This is a genomic window from Peribacillus sp. S4 (assembly GCF_046715815.1).
GTDB lineage: Bacteria > Bacillota > Bacilli > Bacillales > DSM-1321 > Peribacillus > Peribacillus frigoritolerans.
In genome coordinates, this window is record NZ_CP175708.1 from 114,845 (window position 1) to 131,179 (window position 16,335).

Genomic DNA, 16,335 nt, shown 5'->3' on the forward strand with positions numbered 1-16,335 from the left:
TTAATGCTTCATTACGATAGTAAGGTAGATGCAAAAATGCTGAACAGTCTTGCTTTAGCATATATAGGTGATGCTGTATACGAAACGTATATACGGCATCACCTCATTCAAAAAGGGGCGGTCAAGCCCAATCTACTTCACAAAAAAGCTACATCTTTTGTAGCTGCTAAAGCGCAAAATAAAATCATCCACTTCTTTCTGGAGTCAGATTGGCTATCGGAAGAGGAATCCGCTGTCGTTCGGCGCGGCCGAAATGCGAAATCCGGTACGGTACCGAAGAATACAGATGTGCAAACGTATCGCTACAGTACAGCCTTCGAGGCTCTTATGGGATTTTTGTATTTATCCGGTCGAATAGAAAGAATGGAAGAACTCATCAAAAAATCCATTGAATACATTGAAGAAGAAAAGGGGAGTAACCCATGAGCGAAGAATATATCATTGGCAGAAACCCCGTATTGGAAGCACTTCGCTCCGAACGGGAAGTTAATAAAATTTGGATAGCCGAGGGCTCGCAAAAAGGCTCGATGCAACCACTTATCGGTCTCGCGAAGGAAAAGAAGGTTCTCGTGCAAATCGTACCGAAGAAAAAAATTGACCAAATGGTAGAAGGCATCCATCAAGGCGTTATCGCACAAGTGGCTGCATATGAATATGTGGAGCTGGATGACTTATTCGCTAAAGCGGCTGAACGGGACGAAGCACCTTTTTTCATGATCCTTGATGAGGTTGAAGATCCGCATAATTTAGGTTCGATCATGAGGACGGCCGATGCAGTTGGGGCACATGGAATCATCATACCAAAAAGAAGAGCGGTGGGCTTGACGGCAACAGTGGCAAAAGCCTCGACGGGTGCAATCGAATATATTCCTGTAGCTCGCGTTACAAATCTGGCAAGAGCGGTGGAAGAATTGAAAGAGCGAGGGGTATGGATAGTCGGTACCGATGCGAAAGGCAGCGATGATTACCGTAACATGGACGGAAAGATGCCTATCGGACTTGTTATCGGCAGCGAAGGAAAAGGCATGGCCCGGTTAATGAAGGAGAAATGTGATTTTCTCATCCGTCTTCCAATGGCAGGAAAAGTAACTTCGTTAAATGCATCGGTAGCAGCCGGTTTATTGATGTATGAGGTTTATAGAAAAAGAAATCCCCTAGGGCAATGACGAAATGAATATTCTGTTGGTGGACGGTTATAACATTATTGGAGCTTGGCCGGAACTGAGAGAATTAAAAGAACGGGATCTTGCTGCTGCAAGGGACCGATTGATAGAAATGATGGCGGAATATCAAGCATTTACCGGATACCGTGTAATTGTCGTATTTGATGCTCAATATGTTCAGGGAATTGCCCGCATATTCAAAAATCACAAGGTTGACGTAATTTTTACAAAAGAAAATGAAACTGCGGATGAAAGAATAGAAAAGATGGCCATCGAACTGAATAATGTCAAAACGCAAATTCAAGTGGCAACCTCTGACTTCACGGAACAGTGGGTGATCTTTGGCCAAGGGGCCCTAAGGAAATCCGCTCGTGAACTGCTAATTGAAATGGAAGAAATTCAAGGCGAAATCAAGAAAGATGTAAGAAAAACAACAACGATAAGACCCGTTGCTAAAATTCCTTTAAGTGAAGAAGTGGCAGAAATTTTCGAAAAATGGCGCCGGGGGAAAATTTGAACCATTGACGGGTAAAATTTACCTGCTGTATAATATTTCTATCTGAGTCAGGTCAGGGGGATATAATGTGGGTCTCAAATTCGGAATGAAGCTGAACGAAAAGTATCTTCAGTTTGAGGATGATGAATTGATAGGGTTGGTGCACACTGGAGACAGTGAAGCGCTTGATTATTTGATCCAAAAGTATCGTAATTTTGTAAGAGCGAAGGCAAGGACTTATTTCTTGATTGGTGCCGATAAGGAAGACATCGTGCAAGAAGGTATGATTGGTTTATATAAAGCCGTCCGTGATTTTAAAGGGGATAAGTTATCTTCTTTTAAAGCATTTGCAGAACTATGCATTACGAGGCAGATCATTACAGCTATCAAAACAGCAACACGTCAAAAACATATTCCGCTCAATTCCTATGTTTCCCTGGACAAGCCAATTTATGATGAGGAATCGGACCGAACTCTAATGGATATCATATCGGGTACGAAGGTTTTGGACCCGGAAGAACTGATCATCAACCAGGAAGAGTTTGACGATATCGAATTAAAGATGGCCGAGCTCCTGAGTGATCTTGAGAGAAAAGTGTTAGCTCTTTACCTGGATGGACAAACCTACCAAGAAATTTCGGAAGAGTTGAACCGGCATGTTAAGTCAATCGACAACGCCCTTCAGCGGGTGAAAAGAAAGCTCGAGCGCTATCTGGAAGTAAGGGAAATCAGTTTATAATCCCTCCGCTTTTTCCGCTTAATTTCATCTGTCCCTTCTCCACATGGAAGTTTTTTATTCACTAAGATTTTTAGATGCAAGCCGATGTTTTGATTTACGTTGTCCATAATGGGTGGAACCCGCTTTGATATTGACAATAAAAAACAGTCGTGATAAGGTTTTATGGATATAGTAGATAGGATAGGTGTATCTAATGCGAAAAAAAATAGTTCTTGCCTGCAACGATTGCGGTTCAAGAAATTATAGTTATGAGAGCAAACAATCGACAAGCGGCGAACGGCTGGAAATCAAGAAATTTTGCAGTACGTGCAACTCACACTCGATTCACAAAGAAACGAAATAACCGTTTTATAAATAGATTGACAGAAGCTTCTAATGCTTGGAGGTACATTCATGAAACGTTTTACCGAATTTTTCAGCGGAGTCGCTCGCGAAATGCAAAAGGTAAGCTGGCCGAAACGCAAGGAGCTTACCAAATATACAATCGTGGTGGTAACGACTGTAGTATTTATGGCTTTATTCTTTACAGTGGTCGATTTGGGTATTTCCGAATTAATTCGCTTAGTTATTGAATAAGAGATTCGAAAATAAGGTATAATAGTGATAGAATAATATGTGTCAGCAGAAAAGCCCGGAAACGGGTTTTTTAATTTGTCTTTTTTAATAAGTGAAGAAGTTCAAAAACGAGTGCTGCTGTAATACGAATCATCACAATATATTCTAGTTAAGTTCGGGATGACGCCTGTATGGTTTTTTGGCTAAAACGTTCAAAGATAAAGATTAATAAAGAAAATGATCGATTGCAGGGAGGGAAGGACGTTAAAGTCCTAACACATGGAAAAGAATTGGTATGTAGTTCACACCTATTCAGGTTATGAGAACAAGGTTAAAGCTAACTTGGAAAAACGTGTTGAAACTATGGGGATGGAAGACAAGATCTTTCGCGTTGTAGTTCCAGAAGAAGAAGAAACAGAAGTGAAAGATGGCAAAAAGAAAGTGACCAAAAAGAAAGTGTTTCCAGGTTATGTGTTGGTTGAGATCATCATGACGGATGATTCATGGTATGTTGTCCGTAATACGCCTGGGGTAACAGGTTTCGTGGGTTCATCTGGAGCTGGGTCAAAACCGACTGCATTGCTTCCGGAGGAAATTGAAGTCGTTCTTAAACGTATGGGCGTAGATGAAAGCAAAATCGAAGTTGATTTTGAAATCGGTGATACGGTTCAAGTTAAAGAAGGACCATTTGCAACTTTTGCAGGACCGATTGAAGAACTTGATAAAGACAAAGGGAAAGTAAGGGTACTAGTCAATATGTTCGGCCGTGATACACCGGTAGAACTTGATTTTAATCAAGTGGAAAAATTATAAACGGAAAAAAACTTGAAATTACCTTTTGAAAGTGGTAAAATTTCAAAGGTCAGTATGTTTCAATTTTTAGGCCTCAACGATACAAGCATTCTTTATTAATAGATAAAGAATTCAAGATGAGTGGGAGGGTATTACCCTATTACCACATCACGGACTTATAAGGAGGTGTGTCTCGTGGCTAAAAAAGTAATTAAAATGGTTAAATTGCAAATTCCTGCTGGTAAAGCGAATCCGGCACCGCCAGTCGGTCCTGCATTAGGTCAAGCTGGTGTAAACATCATGGGATTCTGTAAGGAGTTCAACGCTCGTACAGCAGATCAAGCTGGTCTAATTATTCCTGTTGAAATCACGGTATTTGAAGACCGTTCATTTACATTCATTACAAAAACTCCACCGGCTGCAGTATTGCTTAAGAAAGTAGCTGGTATCGAGTCTGGTTCTGGTGAACCTAACCGTAATAAAGTTGCTACAGTCAAGCGTGATCAAGTGCGCGAGATTGCTGAAACTAAAATGCCTGACCTAAACGCTGCAAGCGTTGAAGCTGCAATGCGTATGGTTGAAGGTACTGCTCGCAGCATGGGTATTGTCATCGAAGACTAATCCATGTAATTGCTATTTGTTTCTACGGGGTTGCGATTGATACTCGCAACCTTTATTCGTGGGAGGTCATTCCGTTAAAACCACAATTTAGGAGGATTTATATCATGGCGAAAAAAGGTAAAAAGTATCTTGAAGCAGCTAAGCTTGTAGAAGTTTCTAAGGCTTATGCTGTAACTGAAGCAATCGAAGTTGCTAAAAAAGCAAACTTCGCAAAATTCGATGCGACTGTTGAAGTTGCTTTCCGTTTAGGCGTAGACCCTAAGAAAGCTGACCAACAAATTCGTGGAGCTGTTGTTCTTCCGAATGGTACTGGTAAAACTCAACGCGTATTAGTATTCGCAAAAGGCGAAAAAGCAAAAGAAGCGGAAGCTGCTGGTGCTGACTACGTTGGCGAATCTGACTACATCAACAAAATCCAACAAGGATGGTTCGAATTCGATGTAATCGTTGCGACTCCAGACATGATGGGTGAAGTTGGTAAACTTGGCCGTGTATTAGGACCTAAAGGTTTAATGCCTAACCCTAAAACTGGCACAGTAACTTTCGATGTAACGAAAGCTGTTAATGAAATCAAAGCTGGTAAAGTTGAATACCGCGTAGATAAAGCTGGTAACATCCATGCTCCAATCGGTAAAGTATCTTTCGAAGATGCTAAACTAGTGGAAAACTTCACTACTATCTATGATACATTATTGAAAGTTAAACCTGCGGCTGCTAAAGGAACTTACATGAAAAACGTTTCTGTAACAACTACAATGGGCCCTGGCGTGAAAGTTGATCCTTCTTCTTTCAAATAAATAATTGACATACCAAAACTATTATTGTTATAATAAGTTTTGTTGTGAATAAATGAATACTATTTGTACCGTAGACAGTAGGTGCTCATTACGAGCTTAATTCCCTGCCGAGGTAATTCGATAATAATAGTCCTTGACTATGACTTTTGAAATTACTGCCTTCATGTCTGCAATAGAGATGAAGGCTTTTTCTTTGAAACGGTATAAATGTTTTCAAGCAAATCTACAGGAGGTGTAAGGATGAACGCAATTATTGAACAAAAGCAAAAAATCGTTGCTGAGATTTCTGAAAAGTTAACTTCAAGCCAATCAACAGTAGTTGTTGACTACCGTGGATTGACTGTTGCTGAAGTAACAGAACTTCGTAAGCAACTTCGTGAAGCTGGCGTTGAGTTTAAAGTTTACAAAAACTCTATGACTCGCCGTGCTGCTGAAAGTGCTGAGCTTAGCGCTTTGAATGAATCATTAACAGGTCCAAACGCAATTGCATTCTCAACTGAAGATGTTATTGCGCCAGCAAAAATCCTTAACGATTTTGCGAAAAAACATGAAGCGTTAGAAATCAAAGCTGGAGTTATCGAAGGAAATGTTGCAACTGCTGAAGAAATTAAAGCTCTTGCAGAACTACCTTCACGCGAAGGCCTACTTTCAATGCTACTCAGCGTGCTACAAGCACCTATGCGCGGACTTGCTCTTGCTACAAAAGCTGTTGCAGAGCAAAAAGAAGAACAAGGCGCGTAAGCTAACCGCTTATTTAGCCTGCTGATTCAAAAAAAACCAACCATTTCGAGGAGGAAATAAAAATGACTAAAGATCAAATCATTGAAGCAGTTAAAAATATGACTGTTTTAGAATTAAACGACCTTGTAAAAGCAATCGAAGAAGAATTTGGCGTAACTGCTGCTGCACCTGTAGCTGTAGCTGCTGCTGGTGGCGCTGCTGCTGAAGAAAAAACTGAGTTTGATGTAGTTCTTACATCTGCTGGAGATCAAAAAATCAAAGTTATCAAAGCTGTACGTGAAGTTACAGGTCTTGGACTTAAAGAAGCAAAAGAACTTGTTGACAACACTCCAAAAGCAATCAAAGAAGGCGCTTCTAAAGAAGAAGCTGAAGAAATCAAAGCTAAACTTGAAGAAGTTGGAGCTGGCGTTGAAGTTAAGTAATCTTGCATAAACAAAAAGCTCGCTATCATTGGCGGGCTTTTTTTCTTCATTTTTAAAGAAATGACGGGAACTGGCCGTTAATGGTTTGGTAACGGGGATATCGTTACTGGAACATTTCGGCGTGCAAGCATCCATTCTTCAATTCTCTTCTCTCATTAAATCTTCAATATTCCTTTCTGATAGGGGGAGATGACTCTGACAGAGCATTACTACTCACATAAACCGGATGTCGTAAGCAATCCGAAATTTTGGGATTTCACATTAAAGGGACGTACATTTCGCTTCAAAAGTGATAATGGTGTTTTTTCGAAAAAGGAAGTTGATTTCGGATCGCGTCTTTTGGTTGAGAGTTTCAACCTTAGTGAAGCTGTGGAAGGAAATATTCTCGATGTTGGTTGCGGGTATGGACCGATCGGAATATCGATTGCGGCAGCTTATCCCGATAGAACGATAGAAATGATTGATATAAATAGCCGGGCAGTTGAATTGTCAAAAGAGAATGCTGCTTCTAATGGGATCGCGAATGTGAAGATTTACGAAAGCGATCGTTTTGACAAAGTTGCCTCCAATCAATTCGCTGCGATTCTTACGAACCCTCCCATTCGCGCAGGTAAAAGTGTAGTCCACGAAATTTTAGAAGAAAGCTATCGCAGTTTGGTAGCTGGTGGAGAATTATGGGTTGTCATTCAAAAAAAACAAGGGGCTCCATCCGCAATGGATAAAATGGAGCAATTATTTGGAAATGTTGAAGTGCCTGTTAAGAAAAAAGGTTACTATATACTATTATCCAAAAAGGTTTGACTCTAAATTTTCGCTATGTTAGTATTATAAAATGCATATATATAATTCCGTAACTATGCAATTTTTATACCATTGGTGTATAATCAATGGATAATATGGGAAAAATATATAAATAATAGTTCGTTTTATGAGAAATAGTGGTTTTTAAAATAAAAACCATTTTCTTTTTGTCTATGGAAATGATTCCTTTTCCGAGGCAAATGGATCCTTATAACGCTTGATTTAAGGGGTGAATCAGTTGACAGGTCAACTTGTTCAGTATGGACGACACCGCCAACGTAGAAGTTATGCAAGAATCAGTGAGGTTTTGGACCTTCCGAATCTGATTGAAATTCAAACAGCTTCTTATCAATGGTTTCTAGATGTAGGTTTAAAGGAAATGTTCCAGGATATTTCTCCTATTGAGGATTTTACAGGTAATTTATCGTTAGAATTCATCGATTACAGCTTAGCTGAGCCGAAGTATTCTGTGGAAGAAACAAAAGAACGCGATGTTACGTATTCTGCACCACTTCGTGTGAAAGTGCGCCTTGTTAACAAAGAAACAGGGGAAGTAAAAGACCAAGATGTATTTATGGGCGACTTCCCGCTGATGACTGAAACAGGTACATTTGTCATCAATGGTGCTGAACGGGTAATTGTATCCCAATTAGTGCGCTCACCGAGTGTTTACTACAATGGGAAAATGGATAAAAACGGTAAGCTTGGGTTCTCTGCGACCGTTATTCCTAACCGTGGCGCATGGCTCGAATACGAAACAGACGCCAAGGATGTTGTGTATGTTCGAATCGACCGCACCAGGAAATTACCGATAACGGTATTGATGCGTGCCCTTGGATTCGGAACAGATCAAGAAATCATCGATTTGATCGGTGACAACGAATACCTTCGCAACACTCTTGAAAAGGATAACACCGAGAGTGTGGAAAAAGCATTACTAGAAATCTATGAGCGTCTACGCCCAGGCGAACCGCCTACTGTCGAAAACGCGAAAAGTCTTTTAGTATCACGCTTTTTTGATCCGAAACGTTATGATTTAGCTAATGTAGGCCGTTATAAAATAAACAAAAAACTGCATATTAAGAACCGTTTATTCGGACAACGTATTGCAGAGACTTTGATTGATCCTGAAACGGGAGAAATCATTGTTGAAAAAGGTACAATGCTTGATCGCCGGACTCTTGATAGGATTCTGCCTCATATCGAAGGTGGAATAGGATTCAAAACATTCCATCCATCAGGTGGTGTAGTAGAGGAAGAAACTCTTCTTCAACCTATTAAAGTGTTTGCACCAAACGATGCTGAAGGCGAAAAAGTGATCAATATCATCGGTAATGCTTATGTGACCGACCAGGTCAAAAACATTACACCGGCTGATATCATTTCTTCCATCAGTTATTTCTTTAATTTATTGCATGGTGTGGGAATCACGGATGACATTGACCATTTAGGTAACCGTCGTCTGCGTTCCGTTGGTGAATTGCTGCAAAACCAATTCAGAATTGGTTTATCCCGTATGGAGCGTGTTGTCCGTGAAAGAATGTCCATTCAGGATACGAACACAATCACTCCACAACAACTAATCAACATTCGCCCGGTCATTGCATCCATTAAAGAGTTCTTTGGAAGTTCACAGCTTTCCCAGTTCATGGATCAAACGAACCCGTTGGCTGAGTTGACGCATAAACGTCGTCTATCTGCATTGGGACCTGGTGGTCTGACACGTGAGCGTGCTGGCTTTGAAGTACGTGACGTTCATTATTCCCACTATGGCCGCATGTGTCCGATTGAAACGCCTGAGGGACCGAATATTGGTTTGATTAACTCGTTATCCAGTTTTGCAAAGGTTAACCCATATGGCTTCATTGAAACACCATACCGCCGTGTGGACCCTGAAACAGGTAAAATTACAAGCCAAATCGATTACTTAACAGCTGATGAGGAAGATAACTATGTAGTTGCCCAAGCGAATGTACGACTGTCTGATGACGGCTCATTCCTTGATAACGATGTTGTTGCACGTTTCCGCGGTGAAAATACCGTTGTTCCGCGTGACCGCGTAGATTACATGGATGTATCTCCTAAACAGGTTGTATCTGCCGCGACTGCATGTATTCCTTTCTTGGAAAACGATGACTCCAACCGTGCCCTTATGGGAGCGAACATGCAACGTCAAGCAGTTCCTTTGCTTCAACCGGAAGCCCCTCGGGTAGGAACGGGTATGGAGTATGTTTCAGCGAAAGACTCCGGTGCTGCCGTAATCTGTAAACACCCTGGTATCGTAGAGCACGTTGAATCACGTGAAGTATGGGTACGTAGGGTAAGTGAAGTAGACGGGCAGCAAGTAAAAGGAAATCTTGATAAATATCGTCTATTAAAATTCATTCGTTCCAACCAAGGAACGTGCTATAATCAACGCCCTATCGTAAGTGTTGGCGACAATGTCGTAAAAGGTGAAATTCTTGCTGATGGTCCTTCAATGGAAAAAGGTGAGTTGGCACTTGGACGTAACGTATTGGTAGCCTTCATGACATGGGATGGATATAACTATGAAGATGCCATCATCATGAGTGAACGATTGGTTAAAGATGATGTGTACACTTCCATTCATATTGAAGAATATGAATCTGAATCACGCGATACAAAATTAGGGCCTGAAGAAATCACCCGTGATATCCCTAACGTAGGGGAAGATGCGCTTCGTAATCTTGATGAGCGCGGAATTATCCGTGTGGGTGCTGAAGTGAAAGACGGAGACCTTCTCGTTGGTAAAGTCACGCCTAAAGGTGTAACGGAGCTGACTGCTGAGGAACGTCTATTACATGCAATCTTCGGTGAAAAAGCACGTGAAGTAAGGGATACATCACTTCGTGTACCTCACGGCGGTGGCGGAATCGTTCTTGATGTTAAAGTATTTAACAGAGAAGACGGCGATGAACTGCCTCCTGGTGTAAACCAACTCGCACGTGTATATATCGTTCAAAAACGTAAAATCCATGAAGGCGATAAAATGGCCGGACGACATGGTAACAAAGGGGTAATCTCCAGGATTCTTCCTGAAGAAGATATGCCTTATCTACCGGACGGCACTCCAGTCGACATCATGTTAAACCCATTGGGTGTACCTTCACGTATGAACATCGGTCAGGTGTTGGAGCTACACTTGGGTATGGCTGCACGCGCACTTGGCATTCATGTAGCATCTCCTGTATTCGATGGTGCCACTGAGGAAGACGTTTGGGGTACGATTGAAGAAGCCGGGATGTCCCGTGATGCAAAAACTGTCCTTTATGATGGCCGTTCAGGTGAAGCATTCGATAACCGTGTATCAGTTGGTGTCATGTACATGATCAAACTGGCGCATATGGTCGATGATAAACTTCATGCACGTTCAACTGGACCTTACTCCCTTGTTACGCAGCAGCCACTTGGTGGTAAAGCGCAATTTGGTGGACAGCGTTTCGGTGAGATGGAAGTATGGGCACTTGAAGCTTATGGTGCCGCTTATACATTACAAGAAATCCTAACCGTTAAATCAGATGATGTCGTGGGTCGTGTTAAAACGTACGAAGCGATTGTCAAAGGTGAAAATGTCCCTGAACCAGGCGTTCCTGAGTCATTCAAAGTATTGATTAAGGAGCTTCAAAGTTTAGGATTGGATGTTAAAATCCTCAATGCCGAAGATCGTGAAATCGAAATGCGTGATTTGGAAGATGAAGATGAAGCCAACCAAGCAGACAAATTAAGCCTTGATTCAGAAACTAAAGATATGGTTGCTTCCGAAGTAGGGGCACCTGTCAAAGAATAAAATTAAATATAAACATATCCAGTTATATATTACCTGCTCTGACTGGCAGCGAGATGTTCATTAGAAAATCATGCTGCCTTGTTAGAGCCTTATTGATTCAATCAACCATCATCCGGTGTAAGATTGCCTCATAACGTGACGGCAATCAAGGGTTAAACCTGGAGATTAAAAGGGAGGTAGGCCCCTTGTTAGACGTTAATAATTTTGAGTATATGAAAATTGGTCTTGCTTCACCAGACAAGATTCGTTCTTGGTCCCATGGAGAAGTTAAAAAACCAGAAACAATCAACTATCGTACGTTAAAGCCAGAAAAAGACGGTTTATTCTGTGAGAGAATTTTTGGACCTCAAAAGGACTGGGAATGTCATTGCGGAAAATATAAACGTGTTCGTTATAAAGGCGTAGTCTGTGACCGTTGTGGCGTTGAAGTCACCCGTGCTAAGGTGCGTCGTGAGCGTATGGGTCATATTGAGCTGGCAGCACCAGTTTCACACATATGGTATTTTAAAGGAATTCCTAGCCGTATGGGACTTGTTCTTGATATGTCTCCACGGGCTTTGGAAGAAGTTATTTACTTTGCATCTTACGTAGTAACTGAAACGGGCGATACGACTTTAGAAAAGAAACAGCTTCTTTCTGAAAAGGAATATCGTACATACCGTGAAAAATACGGTAAGAAATTCCAAGCTGCCATGGGTGCGGAAGCTATTAAAAAACTTTTACAAGATATTGATACGGAAAAGGAAGTAGAGTCGTTGAAAGAGGAGCTTAAAACAGCTCAAGGACAACGCAGAACCCGTGCAATCAAACGCTTGGAAGTGCTTGAAGCATTCCGTAACTCCGGAAATGAGCCTTCATGGATGATCCTTGACGTGCTTCCGGTCATTCCACCGGAGCTTCGTCCTATGGTTCAACTTGATGGAGGACGTTTTGCCACATCTGATTTAAATGATTTATATCGCCGTGTTATCAACCGTAATAATCGGTTGAAAAGATTACTGGACCTTGGAGCACCAAGCATTATCGTTCAAAATGAGAAGCGTATGCTGCAAGAAGCTGTCGATGCTCTTATCGATAATGGTCGTCGTGGCCGTCCGGTAACTGGACCAGGTAACCGTCCGTTAAAATCTTTATCTCACATGTTAAAAGGTAAACAAGGTCGTTTCCGTCAAAACCTTCTTGGTAAACGTGTTGATTACTCTGGCCGTTCCGTTATCGTAGTCGGACCAAACTTAAAGATGTACCAATGTGGTCTTCCGAAAGAAATGGCGATTGAATTATTCAAACCATTCGTAATGAAGGAGCTTGTTCAAAGAGGTCTGGCGCATAACATCAAATCCGCTAAGCGCAAAATTGAACGTTTATCTCCTGAAATATGGGATGTCCTAGAAGAAGTTATTAGAGAACACCCAGTACTATTGAACCGTGCACCGACTCTTCATAGACTTGGGATCCAAGCATTTGAACCAACGTTAGTTGAAGGTCGCGCAATTCGTTTGCATCCGCTCGTATGTACAGCTTACAACGCTGACTTTGACGGTGACCAAATGGCGGTCCACGTTCCTCTATCTTCTGAAGCACAAGCCGAAGCACGCATGCTTATGCTTGCAGCACAGAACATTTTGAACCCTAAAGATGGTAAACCTGTCGTTACACCTTCTCAAGATATGGTATTAGGTAACTATTACTTAACGCTGGAAAGAGAAGGCGCTATCGGTGAGGGTATGATCTTTAAAGATACAAGTGAAGCATTACTTGCATACCAAAACGGATATGTACACTTACATTCCCGTTGTGCCGTACATGCATCGTCACTAAATAATGAAACATTCACTGAAGAACAAAACGGCCAACTTCTAATTACGACTGTTGGAAAATTGATCTTCAATGAAATTTTACCTAAATCATTCCCGTATATTAACGAACCGACACGTTATAATCTGGAAACCAAAACTCCAGAGAAATATTTTGTGGAAAAGGGCGCTAATATCCCTGAATTGATTAAGTCCCAACCTGCTATCGATCCTTTCAAGAAGAAAATTCTTGGAAATATCATCGCGGAAGTCTTTAAACGCTTTAAAATTACCGAAACATCCAAAATGCTTGACCGGATGAAAGATCTTGGATTCAAATATTCGACAAAAGCTGGTATTACCGTTGGTGTGGCTGATATTGTCGTTTTAAAAGAAAAACAAGAAATCATTACTGAGGCTCAAACAAAAGTGGATAACGTCTTGAAGCAATTCAGACGCGGTCTTATTACTGAGGATGAGCGTTATGATCGCGTCATTTCGATTTGGAGTGCTGCCAAGGATACCATTCAGTCCAAACTTATGGACTCCCTGGACCGACGCAACCCGATCTTCATGATGAGTGATTCCGGTGCCCGTGGTAATGCTTCCAACTTTACGCAGCTTGCTGGTATGCGTGGTTTGATGGCCAACCCGGCTGGACGTATCATTGAATTACCGATCAAATCAAGTTTCCGTGAAGGTTTAACCGTGTTGGAGTACTTCATCTCTACACATGGTGCGCGTAAAGGTCTTGCCGATACAGCACTTAAAACAGCCGATTCCGGTTACCTTACCCGTCGACTTGTTGACGTTGCCCAAGATGTCATCATCCGTGATGACGATTGTGGAACGGACCGCGGCTTGAAAATTTCAGCCTTGAGAGAGGGTACTGAAATAATTGAGCATCTTGAAGAGCGCCTAGTTGGCCGTTATGCAAGAAAAGCGATCAGACATCCAGAAACAAATGAAGTAATCGTGGCTGAAAACGATCTTATTACTGAAGATCTTGCTAACTATATTGAATCACTTGGAATCGAAACAGCATGGATCCGTTCTGCCTTTACATGTAACACCAGCCATGGTGTATGTAAAAAATGTTATGGACGCAACTTGGCTACCGGTCAAGAAGTTGAAGTGGGCGAAGCAGTCGGTATCATTGCCGCTCAATCAATCGGAGAACCTGGTACACAGTTGACGATGCGTACATTCCATACAGGTGGGGTTGCCGGGGACGATATCACTCAAGGTCTTCCTCGTATCCAAGAAATATTTGAAGCAAGGAATCCTAAAGGTCAAGCTGTCATTTCCGAAATTGAAGGAACGATTGTTTCCATCAATGAAATTCGGGATAAACAACAGGAAATCGTTGTTCAAGGTGCTGTTGAATCACGCACATATACTGCGCCGTACACAGCACGTTTAAGAGTAACTGTTGATACACCTGTCCGTCGTGGTGAAGAGTTGACAGAGGGTTCCATCGATCCGAAAGAATTGCTGAAGGTTACAGACGTGCTTACTGTTCAGGAGTACCTGCTTCATGAAGTTCAAAAAGTATACCGGATGCAAGGTGTTGAAATCGGTGATAAGCACATCGAGGTAATGGTTAGACAAATGATGCGTAAAGTCCGTGTGCTTGATGCAGGTGAAACTGAAGTGCTTCCAGGAACATTATTGGATGTCAACCAGTTCACTACTGCAAACACTGATGCATTGCTGACCAACAAATTACCGGCTACAGGCCGTCCTGTATTGCTAGGTATCACAAAAGCATCTCTTGAAACGGATTCCTTCTTGTCCGCCGCGTCATTCCAAGAAACAACTAGGGTCTTGACTGATGCAGCAATAAAAGGAAAACGTGATGAATTGCTTGGGCTTAAAGAAAATGTCATCATCGGTAAACTTGTCCCTGCAGGAACGGGAATGCTTAGATACAGAAAAGCAAACCCTGTCGTTGTTGATGAAAGTGCCGATACAGTAACAGTGGATTAAGGAAAAAGGACCAGCTCAATAATTTAAACTGAAAACCACACTCCCGTTTCCTATTGGAGGAGATGAAGGATCAGAATTTATTGAGCTGGTCTCTCTTATTACTCATGGCCGGCTGAAAAGCCTATGAGAATTTGATAATTTCCGTTTGGGCAAATTGAAAATCTTAATAGAATTATGTAAGGAAAACCTTTTGCTTGAATTATTTTTTTGAAAGAAGTTGACAGTATCCGACTTATAATGATACTATAGCAAAGGTGCTCCTATGTTACCCTGTAACTTTGGAGGATATGGACCATGTCTTATGAAAAAGTAATACAGGCAAAGTCAGTGATTATAGGGACGAAACAAGCAGTTAGAGCTCTTAAAAACAATTTAATTCAAGAAGTTATCATCGCTGATGATGCAGATATATACTTGACTGGGCGTGTCGTTGAGACCGCCAAAGAATTGGATGTTCCTATCACATATGTTGATTCGATGAGAATGCTTGGCAAAGCATGTGGTATTGATGTCGGAGCAGCAACTGTTGCCATTAAAAAGTAAAAATGTTTTTGCAATAATATTTGCAAAGACTTTGTTTTTACCCATTTATGAACCACCTGGATGTGTGGTACTAGAAATGAAAACGTGAAGGGAGGAAAAATGTAATGCCTACTATTAATCAATTAGTGCGTAAAGGACGCGAGTCTAAAGAGGTTAATTCAAAATCTCCAGCACTTAACAAAGGCTACAACAGCTTTAAAAAAGCACAAACTAACGTATCATCTCCGCAAAAACGTGGTGTTTGCACTCGTGTGGGTACTATGACACCGAAAAAACCAAACTCCGCGTTACGTAAATATGCGCGTGTACGTCTAACAAACGGTATCGAGGTAACAGCTTATATCCCAGGTATAGGTCACAACCTACAAGAACACAGCGTGGTTCTTATCCGTGGCGGACGTGTAAAAGATTTACCAGGGGTACGTTACCATATCGTACGTGGTGCTCTTGATACAGCTGGAGTTAACAATCGTATGCAAGGCCGTTCTAAATACGGTACTAAGCGTCCGAAAGCAGCAAAAAAATAAACTAAAACCAAAATTGAACTTTCTTGAAAGGAGGAAATATAATGCCTCGTAAAGGACCTGTAACGAAAAGAGACGTATTACCAGATCCAATATATAATTCAAAACTTGTGACTCGCTTAATCAACAAATTAATGGTTGATGGACAAAGAGGTAAATCACAAAAAATTCTTTACTCTGCATTTGATTTAATCAAAGAACGTACTGGCAATGAGCCGATCGAAGTTTTCGATCAAGCACTTAAAAACATCATGCCTGTACTAGAAGTAAAAGCACGCCGTGTGGGTGGAGCTAACTACCAAGTACCAGTTGAGGTGCGTCCAGACCGTAAATCGACTCTAGGACTTCGTTGGTTAGTAAACTACTCTCGCCTTCGTGGAGAAAAAACGATGGAAGAGCGTTTAGCTTATGAAATCATGGATGCTGCCAACAATACTGGAGCAGCAGTTAAGAAACGTGAAGATACACACAAAATGGCTGAAGCCAACAAAGCTTTCGCACATTATCGCTGGTAAGATTAAACACTATAAAATCCTTATAGAAGGAAGGAG

At 41.5% G+C, this 16,335-nt stretch carries 17 protein-coding genes and 1 other annotated feature; all 17 genes read left to right on the forward strand.

What is annotated here, in order from left to right:
• Positions 1–3 precede the first annotated feature (3 nt).
• The 17 genes from ACJ9PY_RS00605 (at position 4) to rpsG (ending at position 16,299) form a co-directional block, all read left to right on the forward strand.
• Positions 4–426 carry a Mini-ribonuclease 3 gene (locus tag ACJ9PY_RS00605; RefSeq protein WP_034305071.1) on the forward strand — a complete coding sequence of 141 codons (423 nt, stop codon included), beginning with the start codon at positions 4–6 and terminating at the stop codon, positions 424–426.
• Entirely contained in the window at positions 423–1,166 is a 744-nt protein-coding gene (gene rlmB / locus ACJ9PY_RS00610; protein WP_034305069.1) for a 23S rRNA (guanosine(2251)-2'-O)-methyltransferase RlmB, read from the forward strand. Before ACJ9PY_RS00605 ends, rlmB begins: the two co-directional genes overlap by 4 nt.
• A gap of 4 nt (positions 1,167–1,170) precedes the next feature.
• Positions 1,171–1,680: an NYN domain-containing protein gene (locus tag ACJ9PY_RS00615; protein WP_034305067.1), complete on the forward strand. Its 510-nt coding sequence runs from the start codon at positions 1,171–1,173 to the stop codon at positions 1,678–1,680.
• Between the two features lie 85 nt (positions 1,681–1,765).
• The gene (sigH, locus tag ACJ9PY_RS00620; RefSeq protein ID WP_094246690.1) at positions 1,766–2,398 is read left to right on the forward strand and encodes an RNA polymerase sporulation sigma factor SigH; all 633 of its coding nucleotides are present in this window, start codon (positions 1,766–1,768) and stop codon (positions 2,396–2,398) included.
• 193 nt (positions 2,399–2,591) lie between these two features.
• Positions 2,592–2,741: a 50S ribosomal protein L33 gene (gene rpmG, locus ACJ9PY_RS00625; protein ID WP_072273931.1), complete on the forward strand. Its 150-nt coding sequence runs from the start codon at positions 2,592–2,594 to the stop codon at positions 2,739–2,741.
• Between the two features lie 50 nt (positions 2,742–2,791).
• Positions 2,792–2,974 (forward strand): preprotein translocase subunit SecE, encoded by a 183-nt coding sequence (secE, locus tag ACJ9PY_RS00630; RefSeq protein ID WP_034305062.1) that lies wholly within the window; start codon positions 2,792–2,794, stop codon positions 2,972–2,974.
• A gap of 258 nt (positions 2,975–3,232) precedes the next feature.
• Positions 3,233–3,766, forward strand: coding sequence for a transcription termination/antitermination protein NusG (gene nusG, locus ACJ9PY_RS00635; RefSeq protein ID WP_048677866.1), 534 nt, complete (start codon positions 3,233–3,235; stop codon positions 3,764–3,766).
• A gap of 174 nt (positions 3,767–3,940) precedes the next feature.
• Positions 3,941–4,366: a 50S ribosomal protein L11 gene (rplK, locus tag ACJ9PY_RS00640; protein WP_034305057.1), complete on the forward strand. Its 426-nt coding sequence runs from the start codon at positions 3,941–3,943 to the stop codon at positions 4,364–4,366.
• A gap of 104 nt (positions 4,367–4,470) precedes the next feature.
• Positions 4,471–5,163, forward strand: coding sequence for a 50S ribosomal protein L1 (gene rplA / locus ACJ9PY_RS00645; RefSeq protein ID WP_048677868.1), 693 nt, complete (start codon positions 4,471–4,473; stop codon positions 5,161–5,163).
• A 50-nt stretch (positions 5,164–5,213) separates the two neighbouring features.
• Positions 5,214–5,364, forward strand: a sequence feature (ribosomal protein L10 leader region).
• Positions 5,365–5,403: 39 nt separating this feature from the next.
• Positions 5,404–5,904: a 50S ribosomal protein L10 gene (gene rplJ / locus ACJ9PY_RS00650; protein WP_048677870.1), complete on the forward strand. Its 501-nt coding sequence runs from the start codon at positions 5,404–5,406 to the stop codon at positions 5,902–5,904.
• 62 nt (positions 5,905–5,966) lie between these two features.
• Positions 5,967–6,326, forward strand: coding sequence for a 50S ribosomal protein L7/L12 (gene rplL / locus ACJ9PY_RS00655; protein ID WP_048677872.1), 360 nt, complete (start codon positions 5,967–5,969; stop codon positions 6,324–6,326).
• 195 nt (positions 6,327–6,521) lie between these two features.
• Positions 6,522–7,127, forward strand: a complete 606-nt coding sequence (locus ACJ9PY_RS00660; protein WP_063577540.1) for a class I SAM-dependent methyltransferase — start codon at positions 6,522–6,524, stop codon at positions 7,125–7,127.
• Between the two features lie 238 nt (positions 7,128–7,365).
• Positions 7,366–10,935 (forward strand): DNA-directed RNA polymerase subunit beta, encoded by a 3,570-nt coding sequence (gene rpoB / locus ACJ9PY_RS00665; protein WP_048677874.1) that lies wholly within the window; start codon positions 7,366–7,368, stop codon positions 10,933–10,935.
• 185 nt (positions 10,936–11,120) lie between these two features.
• A complete protein-coding gene (rpoC, locus tag ACJ9PY_RS00670) occupies positions 11,121–14,717 on the forward strand; it encodes a DNA-directed RNA polymerase subunit beta' (RefSeq protein ID WP_053537043.1) in 3,597 nt (1,198 codons plus the stop codon).
• Positions 14,718–15,011: 294 nt separating this feature from the next.
• On the forward strand, positions 15,012–15,260 hold the full coding sequence (locus ACJ9PY_RS00675) for a 50S ribosomal protein L7ae-like protein (RefSeq protein WP_034305040.1): 249 nt from the start codon (positions 15,012–15,014) through the stop codon (positions 15,258–15,260).
• 104 nt (positions 15,261–15,364) lie between these two features.
• Entirely contained in the window at positions 15,365–15,787 is a 423-nt protein-coding gene (gene rpsL / locus ACJ9PY_RS00680) for a 30S ribosomal protein S12 (protein ID WP_034305038.1), read from the forward strand.
• A gap of 41 nt (positions 15,788–15,828) precedes the next feature.
• Positions 15,829–16,299, forward strand: coding sequence for a 30S ribosomal protein S7 (rpsG, locus tag ACJ9PY_RS00685; RefSeq protein ID WP_048677878.1), 471 nt, complete (start codon positions 15,829–15,831; stop codon positions 16,297–16,299).
• Positions 16,300–16,335: the final 36 nt, after the last annotated feature.

Bases quoted from the DNA above. Each gene is read 5' to 3' on its own strand.
- ACJ9PY_RS00605 (WP_034305071.1), top strand. From the start codon at position 4: ATGCTTCATTACGATAGTAAGGTAGATGCAAAAATGCTGAACAGTCTT.
- rlmB (WP_034305069.1), top strand. From the start codon at position 423: ATGAGCGAAGAATATATCATTGGCAGAAACCCCGTATTGGAAGCACTT.
- ACJ9PY_RS00615 (WP_034305067.1), top strand. From the start codon at position 1,171: ATGAATATTCTGTTGGTGGACGGTTATAACATTATTGGAGCTTGGCCG.
- sigH (WP_094246690.1), top strand. From the start codon at position 1,766: ATGAAGCTGAACGAAAAGTATCTTCAGTTTGAGGATGATGAATTGATA.
- rpmG (WP_072273931.1), top strand. From the start codon at position 2,592: ATGCGAAAAAAAATAGTTCTTGCCTGCAACGATTGCGGTTCAAGAAAT.
- secE (WP_034305062.1), top strand. From the start codon at position 2,792: ATGAAACGTTTTACCGAATTTTTCAGCGGAGTCGCTCGCGAAATGCAA.
- nusG (WP_048677866.1), top strand. From the start codon at position 3,233: ATGGAAAAGAATTGGTATGTAGTTCACACCTATTCAGGTTATGAGAAC.
- rplA (WP_048677868.1), top strand. From the start codon at position 4,471: ATGGCGAAAAAAGGTAAAAAGTATCTTGAAGCAGCTAAGCTTGTAGAA.
- rplJ (WP_048677870.1), top strand. From the start codon at position 5,404: ATGAACGCAATTATTGAACAAAAGCAAAAAATCGTTGCTGAGATTTCT.
- rplL (WP_048677872.1), top strand. From the start codon at position 5,967: ATGACTAAAGATCAAATCATTGAAGCAGTTAAAAATATGACTGTTTTA.
- ACJ9PY_RS00675 (WP_034305040.1), top strand. From the start codon at position 15,012: ATGTCTTATGAAAAAGTAATACAGGCAAAGTCAGTGATTATAGGGACG.
- rpsL (WP_034305038.1), top strand. From the start codon at position 15,365: ATGCCTACTATTAATCAATTAGTGCGTAAAGGACGCGAGTCTAAAGAG.
- rpsG (WP_048677878.1), top strand. From the start codon at position 15,829: ATGCCTCGTAAAGGACCTGTAACGAAAAGAGACGTATTACCAGATCCA.